Annotated in this window: 20 protein-coding genes, 1 pseudogene and 1 riboswitch; of the genes and pseudogenes, 8 read left to right on the forward strand and 13 right to left on the reverse strand. The window is 61.6% G+C overall.

Features of this window, described 5'->3' with window-relative positions:
• Positions 1-208: 208 nt before the first annotated feature.
• From HLH21_RS02670 to pxpB, 6 genes and pseudogenes are all read right to left on the reverse strand, one after another.
• Positions 209-534: pseudogene (locus HLH21_RS02670) on the reverse strand (transposase); the annotation flags it as partial.
• A gap of 57 nt (positions 535-591) precedes the next feature.
• Positions 592-1,833 (reverse strand): MFS transporter, encoded by a 1,242-nt coding sequence (locus HLH21_RS02675; RefSeq protein ID WP_182940898.1) that lies wholly within the window; start codon positions 1,831-1,833, stop codon positions 592-594.
• 62 nt (positions 1,834-1,895) lie between these two features.
• A complete protein-coding gene (locus HLH21_RS02680) occupies positions 1,896-2,819 on the reverse strand; it encodes a DMT family transporter (protein WP_182940901.1) in 924 nt (307 codons plus the stop codon).
• 173 nt (positions 2,820-2,992) lie between these two features.
• Positions 2,993-3,760, reverse strand: a complete 768-nt coding sequence (locus HLH21_RS02685; protein ID WP_182940904.1) for a LamB/YcsF family protein — start codon at positions 3,758-3,760, stop codon at positions 2,993-2,995.
• Positions 3,757-4,761 carry a 5-oxoprolinase subunit C family protein gene (locus tag HLH21_RS02690; protein WP_182940907.1) on the reverse strand — a complete coding sequence of 335 codons (1,005 nt, stop codon included), beginning with the start codon at positions 4,759-4,761 and terminating at the stop codon, positions 3,757-3,759. The genes HLH21_RS02685 and HLH21_RS02690 overlap by 4 nt, the downstream gene beginning before the upstream one ends.
• On the reverse strand, positions 4,758-5,441 hold the full coding sequence (pxpB, locus tag HLH21_RS02695; RefSeq protein WP_182941335.1) for a 5-oxoprolinase subunit PxpB: 684 nt from the start codon (positions 5,439-5,441) through the stop codon (positions 4,758-4,760). The genes HLH21_RS02690 and pxpB overlap by 4 nt, the downstream gene beginning before the upstream one ends.
• Positions 5,442-5,830: 389 nt before the next feature.
• Here pxpB and HLH21_RS02700 point away from each other — a divergent pair, with 389 nt between their 5' ends.
• Genes HLH21_RS02700 through HLH21_RS02715 form a run of 4 tightly spaced genes read left to right on the forward strand, consistent with a single transcriptional unit; the run spans position 5,831 to position 8,845 of the window.
• Positions 5,831-6,586 (forward strand): SDR family oxidoreductase, encoded by a 756-nt coding sequence (locus tag HLH21_RS02700; RefSeq protein ID WP_182940910.1) that lies wholly within the window; start codon positions 5,831-5,833, stop codon positions 6,584-6,586.
• Between the two features lie 5 nt (positions 6,587-6,591).
• Positions 6,592-7,029 (forward strand): acetyl-CoA carboxylase biotin carboxyl carrier protein, encoded by a 438-nt coding sequence (locus tag HLH21_RS02705; RefSeq protein ID WP_182940913.1) that lies wholly within the window; start codon positions 6,592-6,594, stop codon positions 7,027-7,029.
• On the forward strand, positions 7,026-8,393 hold the full coding sequence (gene accC / locus HLH21_RS02710; protein ID WP_182940916.1) for an acetyl-CoA carboxylase biotin carboxylase subunit: 1,368 nt from the start codon (positions 7,026-7,028) through the stop codon (positions 8,391-8,393). The genes HLH21_RS02705 and accC overlap by 4 nt, the downstream gene beginning before the upstream one ends.
• Positions 8,390-8,845 (forward strand): acetyl-CoA carboxylase biotin carboxyl carrier protein, encoded by a 456-nt coding sequence (locus HLH21_RS02715; RefSeq protein WP_182940919.1) that lies wholly within the window; start codon positions 8,390-8,392, stop codon positions 8,843-8,845. The genes accC and HLH21_RS02715 overlap by 4 nt, the downstream gene beginning before the upstream one ends.
• A 66-nt stretch (positions 8,846-8,911) precedes the next feature.
• On the opposite strand, the gene HLH21_RS02720 is transcribed toward HLH21_RS02715, so the two are convergent.
• On the reverse strand, positions 8,912-10,114 hold the full coding sequence (locus HLH21_RS02720) for a pyridoxal phosphate-dependent aminotransferase (RefSeq protein WP_182940922.1): 1,203 nt from the start codon (positions 10,112-10,114) through the stop codon (positions 8,912-8,914).
• 224 nt (positions 10,115-10,338) lie between these two features.
• Between HLH21_RS02720 and HLH21_RS02725 the strand changes: the two genes are divergently transcribed.
• Positions 10,339-11,805 (forward strand): aspartate ammonia-lyase, encoded by a 1,467-nt coding sequence (locus tag HLH21_RS02725; RefSeq protein WP_246379131.1) that lies wholly within the window; start codon positions 10,339-10,341, stop codon positions 11,803-11,805.
• 9 nt (positions 11,806-11,814) lie between these two features.
• Here HLH21_RS02725 and HLH21_RS02730 read toward each other — a convergent pair whose 3' ends face one another.
• Positions 11,815-12,750 (reverse strand): LysR substrate-binding domain-containing protein, encoded by a 936-nt coding sequence (locus HLH21_RS02730; protein WP_182940927.1) that lies wholly within the window; start codon positions 12,748-12,750, stop codon positions 11,815-11,817.
• 532 nt (positions 12,751-13,282) lie between these two features.
• On the opposite strand from HLH21_RS02730, the gene HLH21_RS02735 reads away from it, so the two are divergent.
• Both HLH21_RS02735 and HLH21_RS02740 read left to right on the forward strand, forming a co-directional pair.
• Positions 13,283-16,015 (forward strand): TonB-dependent receptor plug domain-containing protein, encoded by a 2,733-nt coding sequence (locus HLH21_RS02735; RefSeq protein ID WP_182940930.1) that lies wholly within the window; start codon positions 13,283-13,285, stop codon positions 16,013-16,015.
• A gap of 44 nt (positions 16,016-16,059) precedes the next feature.
• Positions 16,060-18,000, forward strand: a complete 1,941-nt coding sequence (locus HLH21_RS02740) for a glycoside hydrolase family 32 protein (protein WP_182940933.1) — start codon at positions 16,060-16,062, stop codon at positions 17,998-18,000.
• A 118-nt stretch (positions 18,001-18,118) separates the two neighbouring features.
• Here HLH21_RS02740 and HLH21_RS02745 read toward each other — a convergent pair whose 3' ends face one another.
• From HLH21_RS02745 to HLH21_RS02765, 5 genes are all read right to left on the reverse strand, one after another.
• Entirely contained in the window at positions 18,119-19,039 is a 921-nt protein-coding gene (locus tag HLH21_RS02745; RefSeq protein ID WP_182940936.1) for a LysR family transcriptional regulator, read from the reverse strand.
• A 36-nt stretch (positions 19,040-19,075) separates the two neighbouring features.
• Positions 19,076-20,392 (reverse strand): amidase family protein, encoded by a 1,317-nt coding sequence (locus tag HLH21_RS02750; RefSeq protein ID WP_182940939.1) that lies wholly within the window; start codon positions 20,390-20,392, stop codon positions 19,076-19,078.
• A gap of 50 nt (positions 20,393-20,442) precedes the next feature.
• Positions 20,443-21,111: a DUF2848 domain-containing protein gene (locus HLH21_RS02755; RefSeq protein WP_182940942.1), complete on the reverse strand. Its 669-nt coding sequence runs from the start codon at positions 21,109-21,111 to the stop codon at positions 20,443-20,445.
• A 6-nt stretch (positions 21,112-21,117) separates the two neighbouring features.
• A complete protein-coding gene (locus HLH21_RS02760; protein WP_220789642.1) occupies positions 21,118-22,371 on the reverse strand; it encodes an MFS transporter in 1,254 nt (417 codons plus the stop codon).
• A 110-nt stretch (positions 22,372-22,481) separates the two neighbouring features.
• Positions 22,482-24,884, reverse strand: coding sequence for a TonB-dependent receptor plug domain-containing protein (locus HLH21_RS02765; RefSeq protein WP_182940945.1), 2,403 nt, complete (start codon positions 24,882-24,884; stop codon positions 22,482-22,484).
• A gap of 432 nt (positions 24,885-25,316) precedes the next feature.
• A riboswitch (cobalamin riboswitch) is annotated at positions 25,317-25,451 on the forward strand.
• A 30-nt stretch (positions 25,452-25,481) separates the two neighbouring features.
• On the opposite strand from HLH21_RS02765, the gene HLH21_RS02770 reads away from it, so the two are divergent.
• A complete protein-coding gene (locus HLH21_RS02770) occupies positions 25,482-25,703 on the forward strand; it encodes a CbtB domain-containing protein (RefSeq protein WP_182940948.1) in 222 nt (73 codons plus the stop codon).
• Positions 25,704-25,705: the final 2 nt, after the last annotated feature.

Genomic DNA, 25,705 nt, shown 5'->3' on the forward strand with positions numbered 1-25,705 from the left:
TTCTATAATCCGGTGCGCAAGCACGTCAGGAACGGGATGCTGTCACCCGTGCAATTCGAACAACAGCAGATTTTGAATGTTCAAGGCGTCTAGAAAACTAGGGGCTATTCAGATCTGCTCTTCGCTGAAACGGCTGCGCTTCATCAGTCTGTCCTCTCAATGGGCCAGACTCTATTTCAAATCGGAGGAAATTCTCCACAGCAGGTCACTGCGAGTAATCCCGTTCGGTTATCGCCCAGGTCACGGCGTCCCGCCGCAAACCGGGCGTCGCGAGTTTTTTGCCAGCAGTTCCTTCAACGTCGAGACGTCCATCACGCTCTCCGCCAGGAGCCGCTTCAGCTTCGCGTTCTCTTCTTCAAGAGCCTTGAGCCGCCGCGCTTCCGACACTTCCATCTCGCCGTATTTCGAGCGCCAGGTGTAGAACGTCGCATCGCTGATCCCGTGCTTGCGGCACAGATCGGTCGCCGTGGCGCCCGCCTGATGCTCCTTCAGGATCTCAATGATCTGGTCCTGTGTGAAACGCGCCTTCTTCATCGTCTGTCTCCAATGGACAGACCTTACTTCAAGTCGAGGGCATTTCAGGGGGCAAGGTCACTCATCACTCGCGTGCATGGTAATCGATTGGCGTACCGTGATGATCGACAGCAGGCCAGCTACAACCAGCGCCGCACCGCACATATACCAGGCGATGTCGAAGCGTCCTGTGTAAGACACGATATACCCGGTCACGATCGGTGCAAGAAGTCCGAGCGAATTGCTGAATGTCAGGGTCACGCCGGTTACGGCGCCGATCTTTTGCCCGTCTTCGACAAGGTCGGTGAGTAACGCGGTATTGGCGCCATTTGCAGCAATCAGGCAGCAAAGCGAGATCGAAAGAACCAAGAGAATTGGTGTCATGGTATGAAAATGGGGCAGTAGCCCGATCGACGCGGCCCCAGTGAGGCAGGCTGCTACAATGAACCGTCGGCGTGGGGGATGCAGGCTATTCCGGAACACGATGCGTTCGGAAATCCGCCCTAATATTACCGCACCGGCAGCAGCGGACAAATAGCAAAGAGCCGTGTTGGTTCCCGACCCGGTAACGTCAATATGCAGTTCGTGAATCAGGTAGAGCGGCATCCATGACATGACCAGGAAGTTGAGATAATTTTGCGTGCATTGCACGACAAGGATTCCAATAAAGGACGGCGATCTGAAGAGCGCTTGCACCTCGCGAATCGATATGGGAGTCCTTTTTTGCTGGCGTAATCCGTCAGTGGGGTTCCGATAAATCAGCCACCATGCCGCGGCCCAGATCAGGCCGATAATGCCCAGCGCGATAAACTCGCAGCGCCATCCGAACAGTGCAATCATATACGCGCCCGCGATCGTGCCGCCCGCCAGGCCCAGTTGCATACCGGTCAGAAGGACGGTCATGACCGATCCGCGCTCTTTCGGAAGCGCCCAGTTCCTGACGACTGTCGCCCCGACGCCGAATGTCGGCGCCTCTCCAACGCCGAGCAGTACACGGGTCATCAGGAACTGCGAAATATTTTGAACCATGCCGCCCAGCAGCATCGCGCAGGACCAGAGGGCAACGGCGACGCTGCCGACAATGCGAGCACCGACAATGTCGAGCACGATCGTCGACGGCAGATTCAATAGAAAATACGACCACAGGAAGCTTGAAGACACCCAGCCCATCTCGACCGGGGTCAATGTGAATTCTTTCCCCAAGGCGGGAAGGGCGATGGAAAGGGCCGCGCGATCACCGTAGCTGATGACGTACATCAGAAATACAAGGGAAAAGAACACATATCGGGATGGGACTTTTCCGTGCGCCAGCGCGCCCATAGCCGATTCTCCGGATACGGTGCTGCATGGCCCCTCGGGGCCGGTCCGTTCACCAGACATGGCTACAATCCTTTGACGTTGGTGGGAGCCATCATTCCGCTGGCGGCTAACGGCCGTTTTGCCGGTTGGTCATGACGCAGCATCCACACGCCCGAGCCGATAATCAGGAGCCCGCCAGTCAGCATCGCGATGCCGGGAATTTCGCCAAACCCGAACCAACCGATGATGGACGCCCAAAGGAGACCCGAGTAGGCAAAGGGGCCGATGGCGGACACCTGAGCCGATGCGAATGCTTCGGTTTGCAGGACCTGCGCGATGCCGGCGAAGGCGCCGACCGCGACAAGACACAGGGCATCGGTCATATGTGGCGTAGTCCAGAGGAAAGGCAGGGGAAGGGCTGTGGCGACAGTCATCAGGATGGCCTGCCACAGGGCGATGGTTGTACTCGACTCCGTCGCCGAAAGCTGCCGGATCTGCATGGTGGTCAATGCACCGACCGCGCCTTGTGCAAGGGCCACGAAGTAGGCCCAACTGGGGATGGATGCCGGCCCTGAATGCAGAAGGCCCTTTCCCAACGCGACAACGATGACCCCGGAGAAGCCGATCGAAACCGCAACCCAGCGATGAAGCGACGGCTTTTCATGGAGCAGGGGGATCGACAGCAGCACAAGGAAGAGAGGCTGCGTATAGGAGAGCACCTGCTGTTCCGCGAGCGGAAGCCTTGTGACCGTCACCACGACCATGATCATGCTGACCAGGCCGACGACCGAGCGCGTCAGATGGCCGCCAAAATGATTGGTTTTCAGCGTCATCTTCGTTCGCGCGGCGATCATCATGACGAACGGCAGAGAAAACAGATTCCGAAAGAAGATGATCTCAAGTGCTGGAAGCTGGGAGCCGGTCAATTTCTGGAGGGCATTCAGCATTGCCGTAAACAATGTGGCCGATGCCAGCAGGAGTGCTCCGCGTTTCAGGTCGTGCTTCATAGCGATGTTCACCTCAAAGCACGACACAGACGCGTGTGCACCTCATAACGGACCGATCATGGCCCTTTGGCGTCCTGCCGCTGGACCGTCACGATAGTGTAATGCTCCGGATTCCATTTTCGGTCATAAAACTTCGCTGCGCCCGGATAGGGAATTCTTATGCCTGCGGGGCATCAGTCCATGAGCCGGTGGGCGGGCGTCAGCTCTGCGCCGGTCGCTTCGATTTCCGAGCGAATGGCGCGTGCAAGCTCCAGTGATCCCGGCGTATCGCTATGCACCAGGATCGAACGCGCCTTCACCGGCAGGCGGGATCCGTCGATGGTCGTGACGGACCCATCTTCCAGAAACCGGCGCACACGGGCGCGGACGTCGGCCAGGTCGTGAATGACGGCCCCTGGTTGCCCGCGGGGCACCAATGTTCCCGCCGCCGTATAGGCGCGATCGGCCAGAAAGAGGGTCAGCACACGCAGGCCGGCCTTTTCCGCCGCACGTTCCGTAAGCTGGCCGGGCATCGAAAACACGGTCAGTTCGCGGTCCAATGCGGCGATGGTGCGGGCCAGCCGCAGGGCGAGCCCTTCGTCCGCATTGGCCATGGTTCCGAATGCGGCGTGATAGCTGACATGCGTCACGCGGTGTCCGTGCCGCGCCGCGACCGCCTGCAGGGCGCCGACCTGATAGGCCAGCATGGCCTCCATGTCGGCGTCGGATACCGCCATTGTCCTGCGTCCGAAACCGATGAGATCGGGCAGGCCGGGGTGCGCGCCGATGCCGACCCCTCGTTCCTTCGCGGCCCGAACCGTGCGGTCCATGATGGCGTAATCGCCGGCATGGAATCCGCACGCGATATTGGCCGAGGACACGACGTTCATCAGCCCGTCGTCGTCGGCGATGCTCCAGCGGCCGAAGCCTTCGCCCATATCCGAATTGAGGTCGATTTTCATGCCTGGGCTCCGGACGTAAGGGGAGCGCGCCGTCGGGCGGATCCGCGGTAGAGGGCGACCATCATGCGGAGGTCATCGAGATAGGATGCGATGGGCTGCATGGCAGCGACCCCCTGGTGATGATCGCATTCCTCGAAGCGTATCCGGGTGCCGATGCGCGCCTGGGCGAGGCGCCACAGATCGGCCTCGATGACACCCGCGATCCTGGGGTAGCCGCCGGCGGTATTGGCGTCGGCCATCTGCACGATGGGCTCGCCGGCGGGAGGCACCTGGACGATACCGGGGACGATGCCGTACGAGCGCAGTTCGATCGGGCGCTGGAGCGTCAAGGGTTCGCCTTTGAGGCGGTATCCCACGCGATCGCTCTGCGGCGTGATGCGCCATTCCGTCTGCCAGAACCGGTCGCGCGCCTCGTCGGTAAAGAGATGATAGTCCGTGGCGGGAATGGCGCGTAGCGTCACGACGTTGCCTTCGTGATCGCACGGGCGGCTGAGGGCCACGGCGGGCGGGAGGGCCCCATATCCCGACGATGCCGGGCCGCCGGCGATTTTCAGCCTGTCGCCTGCCTCGAGCGGTCTGCCCGACAGGCCGCCGAATCCGCCGCGCAACTGGGTGCTGCGCGAGCCGAGCACCAGAGGTACATCCACCCCACCCGCGATGCATACATACGCGCGGGCGCCACGGCGCGGGGGACCCACCGTGAGAACCTGCCCGACCACCGCATGTTCGACGGACCAGGGCAGGACGGGATGCCCGTCGAGGTCCAGAACGGCGTCGACGCCCGTTACGGCGAAGCTGCCGGCGGCGTCGAATCGAACGGCGAACGGATAGGTCTGGATTTCGATGCCCGCGTCATCCGGCTGATTGCCCAGAAGAATATTGCCGACCTGCAGGGCCAGGGGATCCATGGCGCCCGACGTTCCGACGCCGAACTGGCGATAGCCGAATCGTCCCAGATCCTGCACCGTATTCAGGGCTGAGGTTTCGAGGACGGTTATCACAGTTCGATACTTTCCGGATAGAAGCGGATACGGTCGCCGATCGAAAACAGCGCGGGCGGGTCCCTCTGCGGGTCGAAGAGGGCGAGTTCGGCAAAGCCGATGGAGTTCCAGCCGTTCGGTCCCGTCAGGGCGGAAATGCCGGCCTGCATGCCACCGATCGTCACCGTGCCGGCCAGCATTTTCAGGGAGGGAACCGCCTTTCTGGGCGTGGCGATGCGCGGGTCGAGGCCGTGCAGATATCCGAACCCCGGCGCGCTGCCCAGCGCGCAGACGGTGTACTCGCCGGCATGGTGGATGGAAATGACGTCCGACGGCGAGAGCCCGGTATGGGCGGCGACATGGGCAAGGTCTTCGCCCAATGCCCCGCCATAGCGCACGCCGACCTCGAAGAGGCGTCCTTTGATATGCCGTTCGGGCAATGTCTCCCATGCGTGCCGCAGCCAGTCGGCCACGGTCTGGGGCCGTTCCGGCGGAACGGAAAAGACCAGCATAAGGTTCGTTACGCCAGGGATCAGTTCCTGGACGTCGTTGCGGCTGCCGGCTTCCTCCATCAATGCCCAGATCCGGCGTTGCTGGGCGAGTGTGAATTCACCCGGCGCCTCGAACAGCATCGCCCGTGTCCCGATCATACTGACGACTGGCTGGCCGCCCGCCGCATGGGTCACGGCCTCGGCCGGCATGGCGGCCTCCAGACCCGGATTGTGCGTCGTATCCCTGTTCACCGTACGCCGCCTCCAGCACAATGTCCGCTCACGCCACGAAGGTGTGAAAGACCGGGATCTGAGACCGATATCGCAACGATATATGCTCAGACTCTCCAATTCGATAATCGAAAATATGACGGTTCATGGTGCGCTCGCCAGAGCCATTTTCGCTGTGAGGCTATCGGATAATCTTATGGGTCAATCTGGGTAACCCCTTCTATCGCATTATCTTATGACGCAAGAACGAACTGCTCTTGGCGCTCTGATTGTTACGATAGTAGCGTCAAGCGGATAATTTCCGGTCGACGCACGATGTCCTGCGCCGGGCGGCGACTTTATTCCTTGCAGGATCGGGATTCAAACAGATGAGCAACCAGCCGTATCGTACCGCTCTCGTCACCGGAGCTTCATCTGGAATCGGTGCGGCGATCGTCGGGCGCCTGCGGGAGGCCGGGATCGAGGTTCACGCCGTCGCCCGCGACAAGGACCGGCTGGCGCGGCTGGCCGACGAGACCGGCTGCATTCCCCATGCGCTGAGCGTGTCCGATCGTGACGGCATGGCAGACCTGATCCGCACGCTCGACGTGGATATTCTGGTCAATAACGCGGGGCAGTCCCGCACGGGCAATATCACCAACACGACCCCGGATGATATCGATGCCCTGGTCGATGTGAATCTGCGCGCTGTCCTGCAGCTGACCCATCTGGTCGTCCCGGGCATGATCCGGCGTGATCGCGGGCATATTATCAATATCAGCTCGATCGCCGGTCATTATGCGTTCGCCGGTGGCAACACGATCTACCATGCGACGAAGGCCGGGGTGCATTCGCTTTCCCAACAGTTGCGCTGCGATCTGTATGGGTCGCATGTGCGGGTGACCGAAATTTCGCCGGCGCGGGTGGAGACCGAAGTCTTCGGTCGATTGATCGGCGACATGGAAGAAGCGAAGCGCAGGTTTTTCGACGAGTACGAGTCTCTTCTTCCGGTGGACATTGCCAATTCGGTTGCCTTTGCGGTGCTGGCGCCGCAGCGCATGAACGTCAGCTTTATGGAAGTACTGCCGACGATGCAGGTGGTCGGAGGGCTGAATTTCGCGAAGAAATCGACTGATCCGGCGTGACGCCCGTGGATATCCTGCGCCTTAAACGCCTGATCGATCTCTTCGCGCATGCTCCGATCACCGAATTGGAGATCGAAGACGGCGGTCAACTGATCCGCATAAGCCGTGGAAACGCAGGTGGCGCGGCGCCGGTTGTCGTGCATCGGCCAACTGATCGCGCGGAGACGGCAACCGTCCCGGAACCGCCGCCTGCCGCGCCGGCGGAAGAGCCGCGCGTTATTACGGCCCCTACCTATGGCGTTTTACACCTTTCTCCGTCACCGGGGACACCCCCGTATGTGACGGTCGGGCAAGATATAGAGGCCGGGCAGCAGGTGGGGCTTGTCGAGGCAATGAAGGTATTCAACGCGGTCAAGGCGACGCTGTCGGGTCAGATCGTGGAGATTCTGGTGCAGGATGGCGCGGAAGTGGAGGCAGGTTCGCCCCTGTTTCGTCTGAAATGAGCGACACACAACGTTTCAACCGGGTTCTGATTGCCAATCGGGGCGAAATAGCCCTGAGGATCCAGCGTGCGTGCCGGCGACTTGGGCTGGAAACGGTCGCTGTTCATTCGGAAGCGGATGCTGAGAGCCGTCATGTGCGCGAAGCGGATGTCGCTCTGTGCATCGGGCCCGCAGCCGCGGCCCGGAGCTATCTGGACACCGATGCGCTGTTGCTGGCGGCCAGAGTCACCGGGGCGTCGGCCATTCATCCCGGGTATGGATTTCTCTCGGAAAATGCCGATTTCGCGGATGCCGTCGAAGCCGCAAGCCTGACGTTCATCGGCCCGACCGGCGCGTCCATTCGCCAGATGGGTGACAAGATCACGGCCAAGCGCGCCATGCGGGACGCAGGCGTTCCATGTGTGCCCGGCTCTGACGGACCGTTGCCCGCTTCGATGGACGAGATTCAGGCCCTGGCCGCGGACGTCGGCTTTCCGGTGATCGTGAAGGCGTCGGGCGGCGGCGGTGGTCGCGGCATGCGTGTCGTATGGAATGCCGCCGATCTGGCCGAGGCTGTGACGCTGACGGCGAAGGAGGCCCAGCAGGCATTCGGCAACCCCACCCTGTATCTTGAGCGCTTCATGCAGAAGCCGCGTCACATCGAGATCCAGGTGCTCTGCGATACCCATGGGACGGCTTTGTGGCTGGGGGCACGCGACTGTTCGCTGCAGAGGCGCCACCAGAAGGTGCTGGAAGAAGCGCCCGCGCCGGGCATTTCACCTGCCGTTATTGCCGAGATCGGTGCCCGTTGTGCCGAGGCGTGCCGCAAGATCGGATATCGCGGGGCCGGGACCTTCGAGTTCCTGTATGAGGACGGTATTTTCGCCTTCATCGAGATGAACACGCGCGTGCAGGTGGAGCACCCGATCACCGAGGCGACGACCGGTATCGATATCGTCTGCGAACAGTTGAAAATCGCGCAAGGCGCGGCGCTGGCGATCAGGCAGGAAGACGTCGTTACGTACGGTCATGCGATCGAATGCCGGATCAATGCCGAGGACCCGTTTTCATTCATGCCCTCACCGGGTACGATTTCGCGCTGGGATCTGCCGGGCGGTCCGGGAATCAGGGTCGATACGCATGTTGTCGGCGGTTATACGGTTCAGCCCTATTACGACTCGCTGATCGGCAAGGTTATCGGCCACGGCGCGACACGAGAGGAAGCCATCGCGCGTCTTCGCGTCGCGCTGGCGGAAATGCGCGTGGAGGGGGTTTCCACCAATCTGCGGTTGCATCAGGACGTACTGGCCGACCCTCGCTTTCAGGAGGGAGGCGTCGATATTCATTATCTCGAACGATGGCTTGCGGAGAGGGCGCCGTCATGACCGGATCGTCGAAATTGATCCCCGACCTGGATACGCTGCCGGAAATAGCGGAAATCGGCCAGATCGCGACCTGGCTGGCCGAGGCGGGACTGGAGTCCGTGGAACTGTCGAACTGCATGGGCGGCCGGCTGCGACTCTCGGTCGCGCAGGCGCCCTCGGCGGTGGGACAAGGCATGATCGCCCAGCCTGTGCCGCAACCTGCGGTAGCCGAACTGGTGGCCGCGAAGGCGCCATTCTTCGGCCGTCTGTGTCTGGTGAATCCGCTCGGTGAAGAAGCGTTCGCTCCTGTCGGATCGACTGTCCGGAAGGGCGATATCGTCGCTCTTCTGACTCTTGAAACCCTTCAGGTTCCCGTCACGGCGCCGATCGACGGCGAGGTCGTGGAAATCGTCGGGCAAGCGGAGGATCTTGTCGGATATGGCACGGAAATATTGATGATTCGCCCCCTTTAGCCGGGGAATTGATCTCGTGGGCCGCGGCCGGGGGAAGCACATATCTTCCCCCGGCTTTTTTTATTCTTACGTCAACGAGGACACGAATTCGGCAATGCGCCGGCAGCCCTCGCGCAGCGTGTCCGTGTCCGTCGCATAGGAAATGCGGAAGAAGGGGCTCATCCCGTACGCCGCGCCCTGCACGGTGGCGACCTGCTGCTCTTCGAGAAGCGCCATGACGAAGTCGGTGTCGGTCTCGATCCGGCGGCCGCCTTTGGTGGTCTTCCCCAGGCAGGCGCCAATTTCGGGATAGACGTAGAAGGCGCCCTGCGGCGTGTGGCATCGCAGGCCGGGAATGGCGTTCAGAAGGCCGACGACGAGGTCCCGTCGCGCCTGGTATTCGCGCGCCCGATCCTTGAGATAGTCCTGCGGGCCTTCAAGCGCCGCAATGGCGGCGGCCTGGGCGATCGTGTTGATGCCGCTGGTGGCCTGGCCCTGCATGTTGTTCATGGCGGCGATCAGTGCCCTCGGGCCGCCACAGAATCCGACGCGCCAGCCGGTCATGGCATAGGCTTTGGAGACGCCGTTGACCGTCAGGACCCGATCTTTCAGGCGCGGCTCGATTTCCGCCAGCGTGCGGAATTCAAAGTCGTCGTAAATGAGGTGTTCGTAGATATCGTCCGTCAGGATCCACACATGCGGATGCTTCATCAGGACGGCCGCGATCTCCTCCAGGTCCTGACGGGGGCAGCAGGCGCCCGTCGGATTGTTGGGGAAATTCAGCACCAGCCATTTGGTCTTCGGCGTGATCGCCGCGTCCAGATCCGTGGCCGACAAGCGGAAGTCATTGCCGGCAGGGCAGGGGACCTGCACGATGCGGGCCCCCCCCAGCCGGGCGATGTCGGCATAGCTGATCCAGTACGGCGTCGGCAGCACCACTTCGTCACCCGGATTGCAGGTGGCCATCATGGCGTTGTAGATGATCTGCTTCGCGCCATTCGCGATCAGGATTTCATCCAGTTCGTAATGAAGGCCGTTATCCCGCAGGAACTTGCTCTGCACGGCCTTCTTCAGGGCCGGCTTGCCGTCCTGCGGCGGGTATTTGGTGTCCCCGCCGCGGGCGGCCACGATGGCCGCCTCGACGACGTGGTCGGGCGTCGGAAAGTCGGGTTCGCCCGACGAGAGGCTGACGATCTTCACGCCTTGGGCCTTGAGCGCCGACGCCTTGTCCGTCATGGCTGCGGAAGCGGAGATCGCAATCCCGTTCAGTCGGTCTGCAAAGCCAGGCATCGATGGGTTCTCCAGTCTCGATAGCGCGATATTGCTTATGGTTCGATCCAGTCTAGATCGTTTCGTATTCGCTTAGATACCGACGAAAATAGTCTGACCCCATACAACAATTATATGGAGGTGGAGGGGGCTGCCGACCTTACAATCCCAGGACGGTTGGCGCGAACGCCGCGCGTGACGTCGATCGTCTCAATTCTCCCATCCCAGGATTCCCAATGGCCGACATGACGCGGGATAGTGAAGTCAGCGATAGCCTGTCCTCGGGCCGCGCCTGTCGGCCAGGCTATCGGGTCGAGCGGGATCTGCTGGGGAAACTCGAGATTCCCGCCGATGCCCTTTGGGGCGTGCATACCCAGCGGGCCATCGAGAATTTTCGGATCAGCGGCACGCCCATCGGGGCGTTTGAGGAGCTTGTTCGGGCGCTGGTGATCGTCAAGCAGGCGGCCGCACGCGCCAATCGCGCTTTGGGGCATCTGGATGTCGTGCGTGCGACGGCGATCGACGAGGCATGTACTGAAATATTGAACGACGGACGCTACCGAGACCACTTCGTCGTGGATGCCATGCAGGGTGGGGCGGGAACATCCACCAACATGAATGCGAATGAGGTCATCGCGAACGTCGCGCTCGAGATGTCCGGCAAATTCCGGGGCGACTATGCCGCCCTGCATCCCAACGACCATGTCAACATGGCGCAGTCGACCAACGATGCCTACCCGACGGCTCTCAGGCTGGCGGCGCTTCTGGCTATCGACCCTCTGGTTGCCGCGCTCGCCAGACTGGCGGCTGGTCTTGACGTAAAGGCGGCGGAGTTCGCATCGATCCTCAAGGTCGGTCGTACCCAACTGCGTGACGCTGTTCCGATGACACTGGGCCAGGAGTTTGGCGCGTTCAAGAGCACGATCGAGGCGGAGATCCGGAGCCTGAAGGACCAGTCGGCCGTGTTTCTTCAGGTCAATCTCGGGGGGACGGCCGTTGGTACCGGGCTGAATACCGACCCGCGCTACAGGCAGGCGGTCACGGCCGAACTGGCGCGATTGACCGGACGCCCGATGGTGTCTGCCGCCGACCTGATCGAGGCGACGTCGGACGTCGGGGCGTTCACGCTGTTTTCCGGCGTGTTGAAGAGGCTGGCCCTCAAGCTGTCCAAGATTGCGAGCGATTTGAGACTGCTGTCGAGCGGACCGCGTGCCGGACTGGGCGAGATCGTGCTGCCCGCGGTTCAGGCCGGGTCTTCCATCATGCCCGGAAAGATCAACCCGGTCATACCCGAAGTGGTGAATCAGGTTGCCTACCTCGTCGCCGGGCATGATGTGACGATCACGATGTGCGCGGATGGTGGACAGCTTCAGCTTAACCCGTTCGAGCCGATGATCGGCTATTGTCTTCTGTCCTCGATGAAATTGTTGACCTCTGCCGTCGATGCGCTTCAGTCGAAATGCGTTGGGGGAATCGAGGCCGATATCGCCAGGTGCCAGTATTTATCGGAAAATAATATCGGGGTGGTGACGGCGCTTGTGCCGGTGCTTGGATACGACGTGTGTTCAACGATCGCGAAGCGCGCCCTCGCGGAGCACCGGAAGGTTGGTGACCTGGTGCTCGAAGAAGATCTTCTGTCCAGAGAACGGCTTATGGAGATCTTGCGCCACGAGGCCCTGACCAGACCCAACCTTGGCGGGGCTGCGGGATGAACTGGCCGGCTAGGATGCCTGCGTTCCCGGCCAGTTCCGCGAGGTTGCCATCGCCCTGGCCAAATCGATCAGCTGTTCCCGGACGGCGACCGAAGCTTCGGTTTCCGGAACCGTTTCGGGAATGCAGAGAGATACATCTTCCTGGATAACCGGGTTTCGCAAGGGATAAATTCTGGATCTGTCGGGCACGACAATGCGACTGGCGACGGACCACGGGAGAATTGTGCTGCCGATGCCTTCGGCTATCGATTCCTGCAACGTAAGCAGAGCTTCTATTTCCGCGATTATGTTGGGCTTGAGCTGCTTGCGTAGAAAAGCCATGTCAATGCGGCTGCGGACGAAATTATGCTTGGGTGGAACCAGGAGAGGAATATCGACGATGTCCGCCAGTTGAACCGCGCCAGTCGAATCTTGTGGAAATTCCAGCGATAGGGGTGCAAGAAGAAAGAAGTCCTCTTTCATCAACGGTGTGAAGACGACACCCTTGATCGGACCGGAGCCATGAATGACGGCCATATCCAGCCGGCCGGTCATAATCAACTCGCTGTATATATCGTCGAAGCTTTCGGTTAAATGAAGGGTGATACCCGGAAGGCGCGACCGAACGCGCTGCAGGAGGTCGACGGCGAGGGTCGACCCGGCACTGTATGGTGAAAGCCCGACCGACACCTTGCCCACCAGTGGCCCGACGCCGCTGCTGATTTCGACCATGGCCCTGTCGAGCTGCTTGATTAATGTTTGCGCGTGCCGATATAGTTCCAGACCGGCCGTCGTCGGGGTGACGCCGCTCTTGCTTCTGATGACGAGCTTCTGCTTGAAAGCACTTTCAAGTGCCGCCAATTGCTGACTGAGTGCGGGCTGGGCAATATTGAGGAGGTCGGCAGCACGCGAGATGCTGCCAAGGTCTATTATTTTTACAAATGCCTGCAGCCGTCTTATGTCCAAGTGAAACTCCATCTGGCGGCAAGGGCGTGGTGCTTAGATAATAGGCAATCTCGCCTCGTTAGTCAATGAATCAGCGGCTGGATGTGCCGGTCCCCAGCTTGCCCACGGGCGGCATGCGTCGGTCATGGTGGCGGCTCTCGTGCTGGAATGCCGGCCGGGGTCGGGTGTGCTGTATGACAGGACGGCATTCGCAGGGAGCGCCTGAGGAAACGCCTGGTGGGTACGTGGCAGACCCCACACCACAAAAAAATATTTCCGATTTCGTAATGTCATGAGCGTCTCCGGCCTCTCCCGGAGAGGGAGGGGGCATAAGGCGCCTGTCCGGTGGAAGCGGCGGGGTCATACAATTTAATTATACTGCCATATTCCGGACTCTGGCGTAATTTGCAACGAAGCAGCCGGCGTTGCTGCCTTGAATTTTCCGAAACTGAAATCATTGCCTGATCGGCGAGAGTGTGCCGTCGGTAGAGGCCTGAATATATCGTTACGTAACGGGATTATTCCTACATCATTACATGTAAGGAGGACGAAAATGTTGCTTCAGCATTCCCCGGAGTCGCGGTCACATGGCAATGTTGACGTTGCTCTTTCAACGAAACTTGCAATTCATAGACGCGAGAAGGTGAAATTTTTGGCCACTTCGAGGTGGAAGGCCGGCACTGCCTTGCGGCCGGTGACATGTCTGGCAGCCTTTGGCCTGTTCGCAACCGCTGCCGTAACGCTTCCTCAGGCGGCGACCGCACGTGCGAATGATGGAAGTCTGGAAGCCCAGGACGACAATATTGCGAAGAAGCCCTCTCGCGCGGCTGCGACGGGCAAGGCGCGAGGCGGCGCTCATTCGAAGCACAAGTCTGACGCGGATGAGCAGGTCATCGTGACAGGAACGCGCGCACCCAATCGCCACGCGCGCCAGAGTTCCAGCCCGATTACGGTCGTCACGGCGGCCGCGCTGGCGCGCACGGGCGTGCCGAATTTGGGCGAGGCGCTGGCGCGCACCTATCCGTCCATCAACATCCAGGCGATGGGACAGAACGCGGACGCCCTGACGTCGTCCATTCGCATGCGCGGATTGAACCCCAATCACGTGCTTGTTCTGGTTGATGGCGTCCGCCGCCACACGACAGCGAATATCAGCACCGGCGCGGGGGTGAATTTCGGGTCCACCCCGACCGATCTGAACACGATCCCCGCAGCCTCGATCGACCATATCGAAGTGCTGGAAGACGGCGCTGCTGCGCTGTATGGTTCCGACGCGATCGCCGGCGTGGTCAATATCATTACGAAAAAGAAGCCCTCGGGCCTGCATGTCAGCGCGACGACCGGCGCCAACGCCTATAATGGCGACGGCTGGACCGCCCAGCTCGACGCCGACGGCGGCATCAGGCTCGGCAATGACGGCTACCTGCATCTGTCCGGGCAGTTCATGCACCGTGACTATTCCGTCATCAAGGCCATCGATCACCGGCTGATCGAAGACCAGGCGCCGCCTGGCGCCTACACGGCGGGGGCTTATACCGGCAATCTCAAGGTTCCGCTCTATTCGAACAAGGTCACAAACGTCCCCGAGGAAACCCGGGAATCCCTGGCACTCGCCTTCGGCAAGCCATTGTCCGCGAAGGTGGACGGGTACGGCCTCATTACGTACGCCCACCGTCATTCGCAGGCGTTCGAGCAATTTCGCCTGCCCACCGTGCTGCCTTCGGTCTATCCGTACGGTTTCGAACCGATCGATGCGGGCGATGAAAACGACTACGCCGCCACGCTCGGGCTGAAAGGGCACGATTTCTTCGGCTTCGACTGGAACCTCAGCACCACGTACGGCGCCGATCAGATCAATATCTCGACGAACAACAACATCAATCTCGGCATGCTGAAGCCGACCTGCGTTCCCGCATCGGTCGATCCGACATCCCCTTTTGCCTCGGGGGACGGGTGTGGCTACGCGAAGACCGAATTTTTCCTCAAGGGCTTCACGGCCGCGCAGTGGGATAACAAGCTGGATTTTCGCCGCGGGTTTACCCTGCCGTTCCATATGCCGCTCAACCTGGCTTTCGGAGCGGAGCATCGTCTTGAGACATATGAACTGTCGCCGGGCGAGCCCTCGTCCTATCAGCTCGGCGGGCCGCAGGCCATTGTCGGACTGACGCCCAGCAATGCCGGGTCCTGGAGCCGCGACATCTGGGCCGGATATGTCGACACCGACATCAAGCCGCTTCCGCACTGGGATATCGATCTGGCCGGACGGTTCGAGCACTATACGGACTCCGGCAATACCGAAAACGGAAAGGTTTCGACACGCTACGACTTCACGCGACGGATCGCGATCCGGGGTACGGTCAGCAACGGCTTCCGTGCGCCGACCCTGGCCGAACAGCATTACAGTTCCGCCAGCCTGTCACCGACGATTGCGGGTGGACTGCTGCCCGCAAATTCGGCGGCCGCGCGTGAACTGGGCGCCACGCCGCTCAAGCCCGAACGGTCGTGGAATCTGTCGGGCGGCTTCGTTCTGGAGCCGATCGACGGTTTCCACGTCGAAGTCGACGCCTACCAGATCGCGATCCGGGACCGTCTGGTCAGCAGCAGCTCCTATAACGGGTTGCCGGCGGTCGCTGCCCTGGAATCCTTCGGTTTCAGCGTGCCGTCGACCATTCCGGCCCAGAACGTCACAGCCAATTACATTACGAACGGCGCCAGCACGCGCACCCAGGGTGTCGATATCAAGGCGGACTACCTGCTGCATCTGCACCGCTACGGCAATGTGGCGTTGACGGCTGCGCTGGATCTGAACCGCACCCGCGTCGGTCATATCGCCAGCGGCGCGAACGGCGCGCCGCTTCTCAATGCTCAGGCGATCTCGCAGTTCACGACCGAATATCCGCGGAGCAAGCTGATCCTCAACGCCCTTTGGACGATCGGCAATTTCGACATCAACGTCCGCCAGAGCCGTTACGGCGAAACGACCAGCCTGCTGACCTATCAGGACTGGGCGACGGGTACCTGTCCCGACGGGTCGCCCAAGCAGTATTCGACAAAATGTTTCTATCAGTTCAAGGGGGCGCCTCGTTGGCTGACCGATCTGCAGATCGGCTACCGGGTCAATTCCAACTGGCATGTGGCCGTCGGCGCCAACAACATCTTCAACATTCGTCCTCGTAACATCCCGCAGTCGACACGCTATAATGGGACGAATATTTACGATACCAACGCGGCAAGTATTCCGATGACGGGCGGATATTATTACGGTCGTGTCGACATGACGTTCTGAAGGCCGCAGTCGGCACAGGAGGGTCTCGTCTGGAAATCGGTTTTATGACCAAGGTGGTGCTGGCGGGCTGCATTTTACGTGCAGTTCGCCAGTCGCCCATGTCAATCGACGGCAACCATCGCCATAATGAACGGCCGTCCAGTCTGGCGCCCTCAGTACGAGATTGTATCAAGATGGCTGGCGTACAGGCGTTCTGCTCCCCCCGCTCCGTCGGGCGAATAGCCGCGTTCCCTGCGACGCCTGGCTGCCTGTCCGACCGACAGAAAGTGGATTCCATGACTCGTCTGCTTGCGGCTCTGTGCGCTTCCTTCGGTTGCCTGATGCTTGGCGCGTGCGCCGATATGTCCCCCGCGCAACCGGATGCCGGGGCGCGCGACGCATCCCCTCCCGGCCATGCTTCAGCCTTCGATCCGGCGCCGGCGCGCTATTCCGAAAATCATAGGCTTCAGTTTCATTTTTCTCCGCCGGAATACTGGATGAACGACCCCAACGGGCTCGTTTACTTCGACGGCGAATATCACCTGTTCTATCAATATAATCCGCATGCCGCGGTCTGGGGACCGATATCCTGGGGGCATGCGGTCTCGCGCGATCTGATACATTGGGAAAATCTGCCTGTGGCGCTTGGGCCGGACAAATGGGGCCAGGCCTGGTCGGGCAGTGTCGTTGTTGACTGGCGCAATAGCAGTGGCCTTGGCCCCAAGGGGACCCCACCCATGGTGGCGGTCTATACCGCGCATAATCGGGAATTCAAGGCGGCCGGGCTGACGCAACCTGAAGGTCAACACCTTGCCTACAGCACCGACCGGGGCCGGACCTGGGTGAAATATGCGGGCAATCCCGTTCTGCCCAACCCGGGGGACGAGAGAAATTTTCGCGATCCCAAGGTCGCGTGGCACGCCGCGTCGCATCAATGGGTGATGGCGCTGGCAGAGGGGGACCACAGCGTCTTCTACGGTTCGCCCGATCTGAAGAACTGGCGCTATCTCAGCGCATTCGGCAAGGGCATTGGCGGACATGGCGGGACGTGGGAATGCCCCGACCTGTTCCCGTTGACGGTTCGGGAAAGCGGCGAGACGAAATGGGTGCTTGTGCAGAGCCTGAATGCGGGCGGGCCCAATGGCGGGTCCGGGGTGCAATATTTCATTGGGGATTTCGACGGGACGCATTTCACCCTCGATCCCCAGTTCGCGGCAGCCGTGCGGAGACTGGGTGGCGTGTGGCTTGACTGGGGGCGAGACGATTATGCCGTCGTCAGTTGGTCGGACGTGCCGGCGTCCGATGGACGTCGCATCGCGATCGGCTGGATGGCGAACTGGGACTATGCGGCAAAGGTTCCAACCGAGCGATGGAGGGGCGCCATGACCGTGCCGCGCACGCTCGCCCTGCACAAGACGCCGGCAGGATTCCGCCTTTTCGTCAATCCGGTACGGGAGATGGAGACTCTGCGCGGGACACCTCATGTCGTGTCCGCACGCCGCGTTGACGGCAGGCTGGCCCTGGCCCTGGATCGGGACACCGTCAGCCAGTCGGACATGCTGTTGCGGTTCGACCGGCCCGCCGGGCCGGTCCGCTTCGGCCTGATCTTTTCCAATGCGCGCGGTGAGGAATTCCGGGTCGGTTATGACGGCGCGACCGGCCGCTATTTCAGCGATCGGCGCAAGGCCGGCGATCCGGCTTTCTCTGACCGGTTTGCCGCCGGGGTTCACAGCGCCCCGCGTGACGCGACGACCGTGCAGATGAAACTGCGGTTGTTGATGGACGCGGCTTCGATGGAACTATTCGCCGATGAAGGTCGGACGGTGATGACGGAAACGTTCTTTCCCTCCCAGAAATTCGATCGCGTTTCTCTTTTCAGTGAAGGCGGCCGCGCGCAGTTCAGGGGGGCCGTTATCTATCCCATGAATCGCATCTGGTCGGCGCAGGACAGACAACCGGTGGATATGCCGTCGCATGACGCGGACATGAAAACGAAAAGGGGATGAGTCCAGATGCTTCCCGTCATAGCCTGACAGGCATGATGACGCCACCAAGGTTGGTTGATATTTATTTGGATACCAGGAACGAGGCTGCGTGGGAGATCATGGAACTGAACCGTTGGTATTAGCCCGACGGCAGAATTGGTGATGAGGCGTTGCCTCTCGTCCGTTCGATGGACTCGACAGCAAGGGCGACGATGTCCTCAACCACGTTCGAGCCATGTTTGACGAGACGTCCGGCGACACATTCCATGGCTGGAAGCCTCAATCCGATATCCATGATCCTCAGCACGCCTTGTTCGAGATGGTGGCGGATGACCTCGACGGGAAGCAATGCCAGGCCGACACCCTTGCAAAGCATGTCGATGATCGTTGGAACCGAGTTCATGGCGCAGACGCGATGATGGACGATTCCCTCGCGGGACAGCAGGCTGCCCAGGATCGCATGAGGAACGGTATTGCGGGAGAAAGTCATTATCGGCATGGGCGGTAGAGCCTTCAGGTCGACTCGGCCACCTTGCTCGGAAATGAGATGGGCGGGGCAGATCAGGGCCATCTCGAAATCACAGAGATGGGTTTCGGTCAGCATGGGAGAATTGGTCGCGCCAATATAGAAACCGATGTCCAGCATCCCCTTGAGCACCTTGCGCTGGATCTCGTCGGATACGTTGACGTCGAAATCGACGGCCACATGCTGGTATTTCTCGGAAATTGCACACATCAGGGAGGGAAGCCAGGTATGGACGGCGGTTTCCATCGCGCCGATCCGGATGATTCCATGCTCCTCGTTGTGACCCTTGATTTTCGCGATGGCGGTCTCCCGCAGCCCGAGAATCTGCTCGGCGTAGTCGATCAGTGTCACGCCGACCGGCGTGAGGGAGACCCTCTTGCCGGAACGATAAAAGATCTGGGCGCCGAGCATCTCCTCGAGCTGGAAGATCCGGGCCGAGACAGCCGGCTGGGTCATCCGCAGGGCCTCGGCCGCGGCTTTGAAGCTGCCGAGCCTGTCCACCCATATTGCTGCTTCGAGGCTTTTGAAATCCATGGGACAGGGGCATCCTTCCAGTAGGGCGCGTTGTCGTCAGGCGCCCGGGACCTCACTCTGTCCTAGCGCCGCCTCGATCGCACCCGCAAGCGCGAGCAACGGCCAGTCTCTTTCTTTCCGGCCCCAGAGCATCAGTCCGCTCGGCAGGCCCGGACCCGGCATCGGCAGGGAAAGCGTCGGAAGATCGAGCATGTTCGCGACCCGCGTGTTCCGCAGGAGCAGCCCGTTGGCGCGCCGGAACGCATCCGGGTCGCGCAACGCGTCCCGCATAGGCGCGACGACCGGAACCGTCGGGAGAACAATCGCGTCGAGTCCCGCCATGAGTTCGTCCATCCGTTCGATCGCCGACATGCGCGTCCAATGCATTTTCAGGTAATCGGTCGCCTGGACATCGTAGCCCACGCGAACGCGATCCCAGATCATCGGATCGAGCTTCCCACGCTCGTCCTCCGTCAGAGGTCCGAGACGGGCGGCAAGCTCGATGCCCGGAAACAGGCCGATGGCGTCGATCCGGGCGAGGATATCCAGGACCGGGCCCAGGTCTACCTCCATCACCTCGGCCCCGGCATCGCGCAGAATCCCGCAACTTCTCGCAAAGGCGGCGGAAACCGTATCGTCCATCTCGCTCATCAGGCGAGCGTCCCCGCTGACGCCGATCTTTCGCCCGGCAAGGGAGGTCGGATCTTGACCCGGCAGCGGAGCCGAGCCGGAGAGAACCGCGAAGGCATCCCTGCATCCCGAGACATCCGATGCGATCGGTCCCACCGTGTCCAGTGTCACGGACAGCGGAAATGCCCCTTGCGTGGGAATCCACCCGGAAGTCGGGCGGAATCCGGTCATGCCGCAGAGCGCCGCCGGGATGCGAAGCGAGCCGCCTGTATCGCTGCCGAGCGCGATATCCGCGAGGCCCGCCGCCACCGAGACCGCCGCGCCGGACGAGGACCCGCCGGGAATGCGGAGCGGATCGACCGGATTGCCGGGTGTTCCGTAGTGCGGATTGATCCCGACACCCGAGAAGGCCAGTTCGGACATGGTGGTGCGGCCGATTACGACACAGCCCGCCGCCCGCAGGCGGGCGACGGCCGGCGCATCGGCCGATGCGGGAGAGGTGACGCCTTCCAGAAGCCGGGAACCCGCGATCGTCGCGCTGCCCGCGACATCGAACAGATCCTTGACCGAGACGATCCGTCCGTCCAGCGCCCCCAGGGGACGCTGCTGCGTCCTGCGCTGGTCCGAAGCGCGGGCCTCGGCCAGCGCCGTGTCGGCGTAAAGGACGTGAAAGACATTCCGGGTGGCCGGTTCGTCGCGCGCGAGGCGCGCCAGGATCTCCCTGACGCGTTGCTCGCACGACATGTGGGAGGCCCTTGAAACCAGGGGCGTCACGCCCGCGCTACCGGGGCGGTTCATGCCACGACAGGGAGGTGATCCACGCGATAGGCGTGGGTGATCGTCCGGCCGGAAACCGGATTGGACAGCTCGATTGTCAGCCCCTCGGACGGGACGATTCCGCCGATCGCAGGCATCGTCCCGCAGAACATGAGGCCTCCCGCCGCCAGTCCCCGACCTGACGGACCCGACGCCGGGCCCAGTTCCATCAGCCGTTCGGGCCGAAGCAACGCGGCAAGCGTGCCTTCCTGGTAAAGCACGCGGTCCTCGCCGACATGGCGGTAGGAGCGCAGCACGAGGTCGTCCCAGTGGTCGATCACGTCCTCGTACCGCCAGAACCGGCGGCCCACGATCTTGGGGCAGATCTGCTTGGACAGGGCCACGCTGAAATTCTCGCACGTCCGGTCGGTATGATCCGACCCCACACCGACGAATAGCCCGTCATCGGTCTGGACGAGGACAGGTTCAGCCTCGCCGGAGGTATTGTCCCCCACGACCGTGATCGAGTCGGCCTGGGTCAGCCGGTCGGCGGAGACGCGATAGAAGAGGGGCGTCGCCGAGGGCGGGGCCACGCCGAGCGCCTCCAGCTCTCGTATGTGATGCTCGACATCCTCCCGGTCACGTCCGGCCCATCCCGCGATGACGACCGTCGAAATCATGGGGACGACGCTGAGTTCAAATTCCATTTTTCGTTATTCCTGTTTGGCGACGCCGCGTGCCGACAAGAGGCCGAGCGCCGTGATGACGGTCGCCACGACGACGTAGAAAGAGAGCGCGACCGCCGAGCCGGTCGAGCGGTAGAGAGCGGCCATGATGAGCGGCGCGAATGCTCCGCCTCCGGCCAGGCTGCCGAAGGTGTAGGAGATCGAGGATCCGCTGTAGCGGATCTCGGCGGGAAAACACGCCGTGATGAAGGCCCCCTGGACGGCGTACATGGACGCGTGGATCACCAGGCCCGCGGCGATCGTCGCGATAATCGCCGCCTCCTGTCCGGTGCGGACCACCGGAAAGAAGAGGCACGCGAAAGGAACGGCCGCCAGAAGACCGCCGAGATACACCGCCCTGACGCCGACCCAGTCGGCGAGGAGAGCGAAGCCTATTGTCGCGGGCAGGCTGAAAGCGGATCCGACGAGAAGCGCCGTGAGAACCACGACGCGCGACTGCCCGACGATCTGTGTGACATAGGTGAGGCTGAACACCACCAGAAGCGCGTACAGAACGTCGGGTCCGATCCGCGACAGCGCGGCAATCACCAGCGACCGTCCGTGGCGGCGCAGGAGGTGCCGGATGGGCGAGCGCAGGGTCTGTCCGGACTGGCGCATCGTCTCGAACGTCCGTGTTTCCGGCACGCCCGACCTGAGCCACAGCCCGATGACGGCGAGTACGCCGCTGAGGGCGAAAGGTATGCGCCATCCCCACGCGATGAACTGTGTTCCACTCGTCAGGGCGGCGATGGACGCGATCACGGCGGAGGAGGCCAGTGTCCCGGCCCCCGGGCCCATCTGCGCCCAGGACGCATTGAGCCCGCGGCGATCGGCGCTGCCGTGCTCCACGCCAAGCAACACCGCCCCGGCCCATTCCCCGCCCAGGGCGATACCCTGAAGGAACCTCAGAAGGACGAGGATGGCCGGGGCGGCCAGGCCGGCCGTCCGGTAGCTGGGCAGCAGAGCGATCAGTCCGGTGCAGATCCCCATGAGCAGCAGGGTGATCGTCAGAACCGCCCGCCTTCCGATCCGATCACCCATCTGCCCGAAGATCATGCCGCCCAGCGGGCGGGAAATATAGCCGACGGCGTAGGTGGAAAACGCCATCAGCGTCCCCACCATCGGCGAGCTCGTCGGGAAGAACAACGGACCGAAAACGAGCGCCGACATGGTGTTGTAGATCATGAAATCGTACCACTCCAGGGCGGTCCCGACCATGCTGGCAAGGGCGACATGCGTCATGGAATGACGCGCGACACGGGATTCAGGGAGCAGGACTGTCATGAAACTCCGCCAGATTGCGACCATCCCTTGCGGCGGACACGCCGTATGCGCGTGTCCGTCGCCACACGTCAGAAGCGCAGGGATGTCTTTACGTAATACATGCCGCCATTGAAGCCATAAGGAGAATTCCCGGCATAGAGGAATGCGTTCTGGAGCGCCGCTCGGGACGCGGCGTTCGCCTGGGCCGGATAGTGGTTGCCGACGTTATAGGCGCCCGCTGCGACATGCCATTTCGGGAGGATGTCATAGCCGAGTTCGAGGTTGGTGATGTAGGACGGGCCGGCATAAGTCCATTGCGGCTGCTGGAGGGATGGCGAGGCGACCCAGGTGTAGGAGCCGAAGCGCTGCTCCTCCACTCTGATGGAATAGGGCCCCTTGTTCCACAGAACCGTCAGGTTCTCGATGTTCCGTGGCGAGGAATGGAGGAGATATTCCTCGTTGGTGCGATTGAAAGTGCTGAGGCCCATTCCGGCGAGAAGCGCCGGGGTCGCATTGTAATGGCTGATCTGGGTATCGCCGATATTGACGGAAAAGCGGAACTGGAACGTTCCGGACCGAGCGGTCTTCCATGTGTAGGACGTGGCGAGGTCGCCACCGTTGGTCGTCGTATTGACCGGGTTGCTATAGTAGGCCGCGTAGTAGACCCCCGGCAGGCCGGCGGTCGCCAGCAGGTTCTCGACCTGGCTGCCCCCGAACTGGGACGTATTGAAAAGACGGTCGTTGATCGAGATGCGATAGAGATTGGCCGTCAATGTCCAGTTCGGCAGGAGCGTGGCGTCCACGCCGACGCTGAAGCTGCGCGATTGCTCGCCCTTGAGCGGGGTTGCGCCGAGCGACTTCGCCCAGGAGGAATTCACCGGAAGCTGGGCCGTGCGATAGGTCGGATAGGTCGTCTCGGCGAAGAAGGCTTCCTCGCCCAGGGTCGGGGCACGATAGCCCGTGTTGGCGTTCGCCCGGATGGCGAGCCTGCTGCTGAAATTATAGCGCGTTCCGATGGATCCGGTCGGATGAATGCCCACGTCGTCATAGCCGACGACATGGCCGCCCAGCGTCCATTCCCATTTCTGCGTCGCGTAGAGATCAAGATTGACATAACCGTCGTAGATGCCGCGGTTGTTGATGCTTCCCGCCTCGCGCGGCACGCCGAACTTGTCCACCGCTCCGGCCGCCGCGGCCTTTCCGGCATTCGGGCCGTCCAGGATCGGCACGCCGCCGTCCATGACGGATGCCGGATCTCCCGCCCCGACCTGATAGGTGTCGAAGCGGTACTCGAAACCGTAGGACAGGCTGACGGGCTTGGGCAAAACCGAAGGATGGAAGAACTTGGTGGCGCGCAGGCCCGCCGCAAGCTCGGTGGAAATGAACAGGCTGGTGAGGAACGTCGTCGGACTGGCCGTGCCGAGCGTGGGGTTTACGGTGTTGGCGATGTGGGTCGCCATGGAATCGCGCCCGTAATTGACGTAGGCGTCCCATTGCATGCCCAGGAAATCTCTTGCCCGGATACCGTTGTCCACCTGGAAATCGTATTCCTGCGCCAGCGCCAGGGGCTGCATGCCATTGGGGTAGATCGCCCGCACGACCGTGTCGTTCGACGGCGCGCGATAGGTCTGGGCCTGGACCATGTCCTTGTGGGCGAAGGTCGACGTATTGTAGATCTCGAACCTGTCCCCGACGGGATAGGCCGTGTTGGTGCTGAGGGTTTCGAGCAGCGTCCTGGGCGTGCCGGCAATGCGCTGCACGTCCTTGCTGGCCGTCTGGTTGCGGGGATCGCCCGGAAAATAGAGATTGCCCGGATAGTTGCCGGAGCGGTTCGTGGAAAGCTGGTTGGAAATCTGCGCCGCGACGTTGAAATAGCCTCCATCATGGCCAAGGGCCATGCCGTAATCGGCGTTTCCATCGAATGCCTGGCCGTCGCCGAGGTAATATCCGCTGTTCTGGAGGTTGATCGATCCGCCCCGCGTGTCGCGCTTCAGGACGATATTGACCGCCCCGGCCTCGGCGTCCTGTCCGTAGAGTGCCGTTGCGCCTTCCGTGATGATCTCGACATGGTCGATGGCGCTGATCGGGATCAGGGACAGATCGGCCGGATCCGTGCCGTAGTTCGGACCAGACTGGAAATAGTTGAAATTGGCGTCGACGTGACGGCGCTTGCCGTTGACCAGCATCAACGTCTGGTCGGCGCCCAGGTTGCGGAGCTGCATGGTCTTGTTCAGGCCGTTGCCGCCGATCCCGCCGAACGGAGATGACGTGACCGCAGGCGAAAGCTGTGCGATCGCCGCGAGGATGTTCGTCTGCCCCGTCTCGCGAAGCTGCTCGGCGCTGTAGCGGAAGACCTGCACGGTACTGTGTTCGCGCGTCGAAGGCGAAAACACCGAGTTGGACAGGCGCGCCCCCTGGACGGAAATGGCTTCGTTCGCATGGGAAATCAGCCGGCCAGGCGCTTGGCGGCGGCTCTGTGCCCCATGCGACATCGTCTGGGAGGCCGGCTTCCGGGTGGCGGCTACGGGGTTCGTCTCACCGGGCGCCTTGTGCACCGACGCCGCGAAGGAAGACGCGTGCAGGCCGAAGACCGCGAGAGCGACCCAACACGAACGAGGCGCAACGTTCCGGATAAAGAATGTTGAACAAAGCAGCATTTTCGGGGTCATCTCTCTCATTTTCCTTTGGGGGGATCACTCGGGCCGGCGTTGTTCCCGCTCTCGCGTCGTTTCGATTCCCTATCTACATGAAGGTGAAACAAAAATGAAATTTTATGTTCTTATGATTGTTGATAAAAAATGCTTATCAGGCTTCCCCTGCCGAGGCGGATGAGGTAGCGATGACAATCCTGCACGGATGGTTTCTACCGAGGCTCGTTGTGCCCGGGCGGCGGATCGGCAGGCCGGCTTGCCGAGCATTGACAGGGCAGGCGTCGCGATTAAGGTGCAGCCTTGGAAGCAGGGGAAGTCGGTGAAAGTCCGACGCGGTCGCGCCACTGTAATTGCCGCCACGCCATGCGTGATGGAAAGCCAGACCCCCACCTCCTTTCTGTCCCACCGCGGAACGCGATTTTTCGAGCGGAGTACGTCATGAGCTACGGTCTTTCCACATCCCTTCCCGCATCTTCCGTGGCGCCCGAAGCCATCCCGTTGCGCGCGCTTCTGCCGTGGGCGGTATTCGGCCTGGTCCTGGCCGTGGTGCTGCTGTACTTCGTGGGCGCCGAGCAGGGCGCCACGTCGCTGGTTTCGGGTCATGCGGTGCATGAATTCGTGCACGATGGGCGACATCTTCTGGGTTTTCCCTGCCACTGACC

The sequence above is a fragment of the Gluconacetobacter johannae genome (genome assembly GCF_014174305.1).
Classification (GTDB): domain Bacteria; phylum Pseudomonadota; class Alphaproteobacteria; order Acetobacterales; family Acetobacteraceae; genus Gluconacetobacter; species Gluconacetobacter johannae.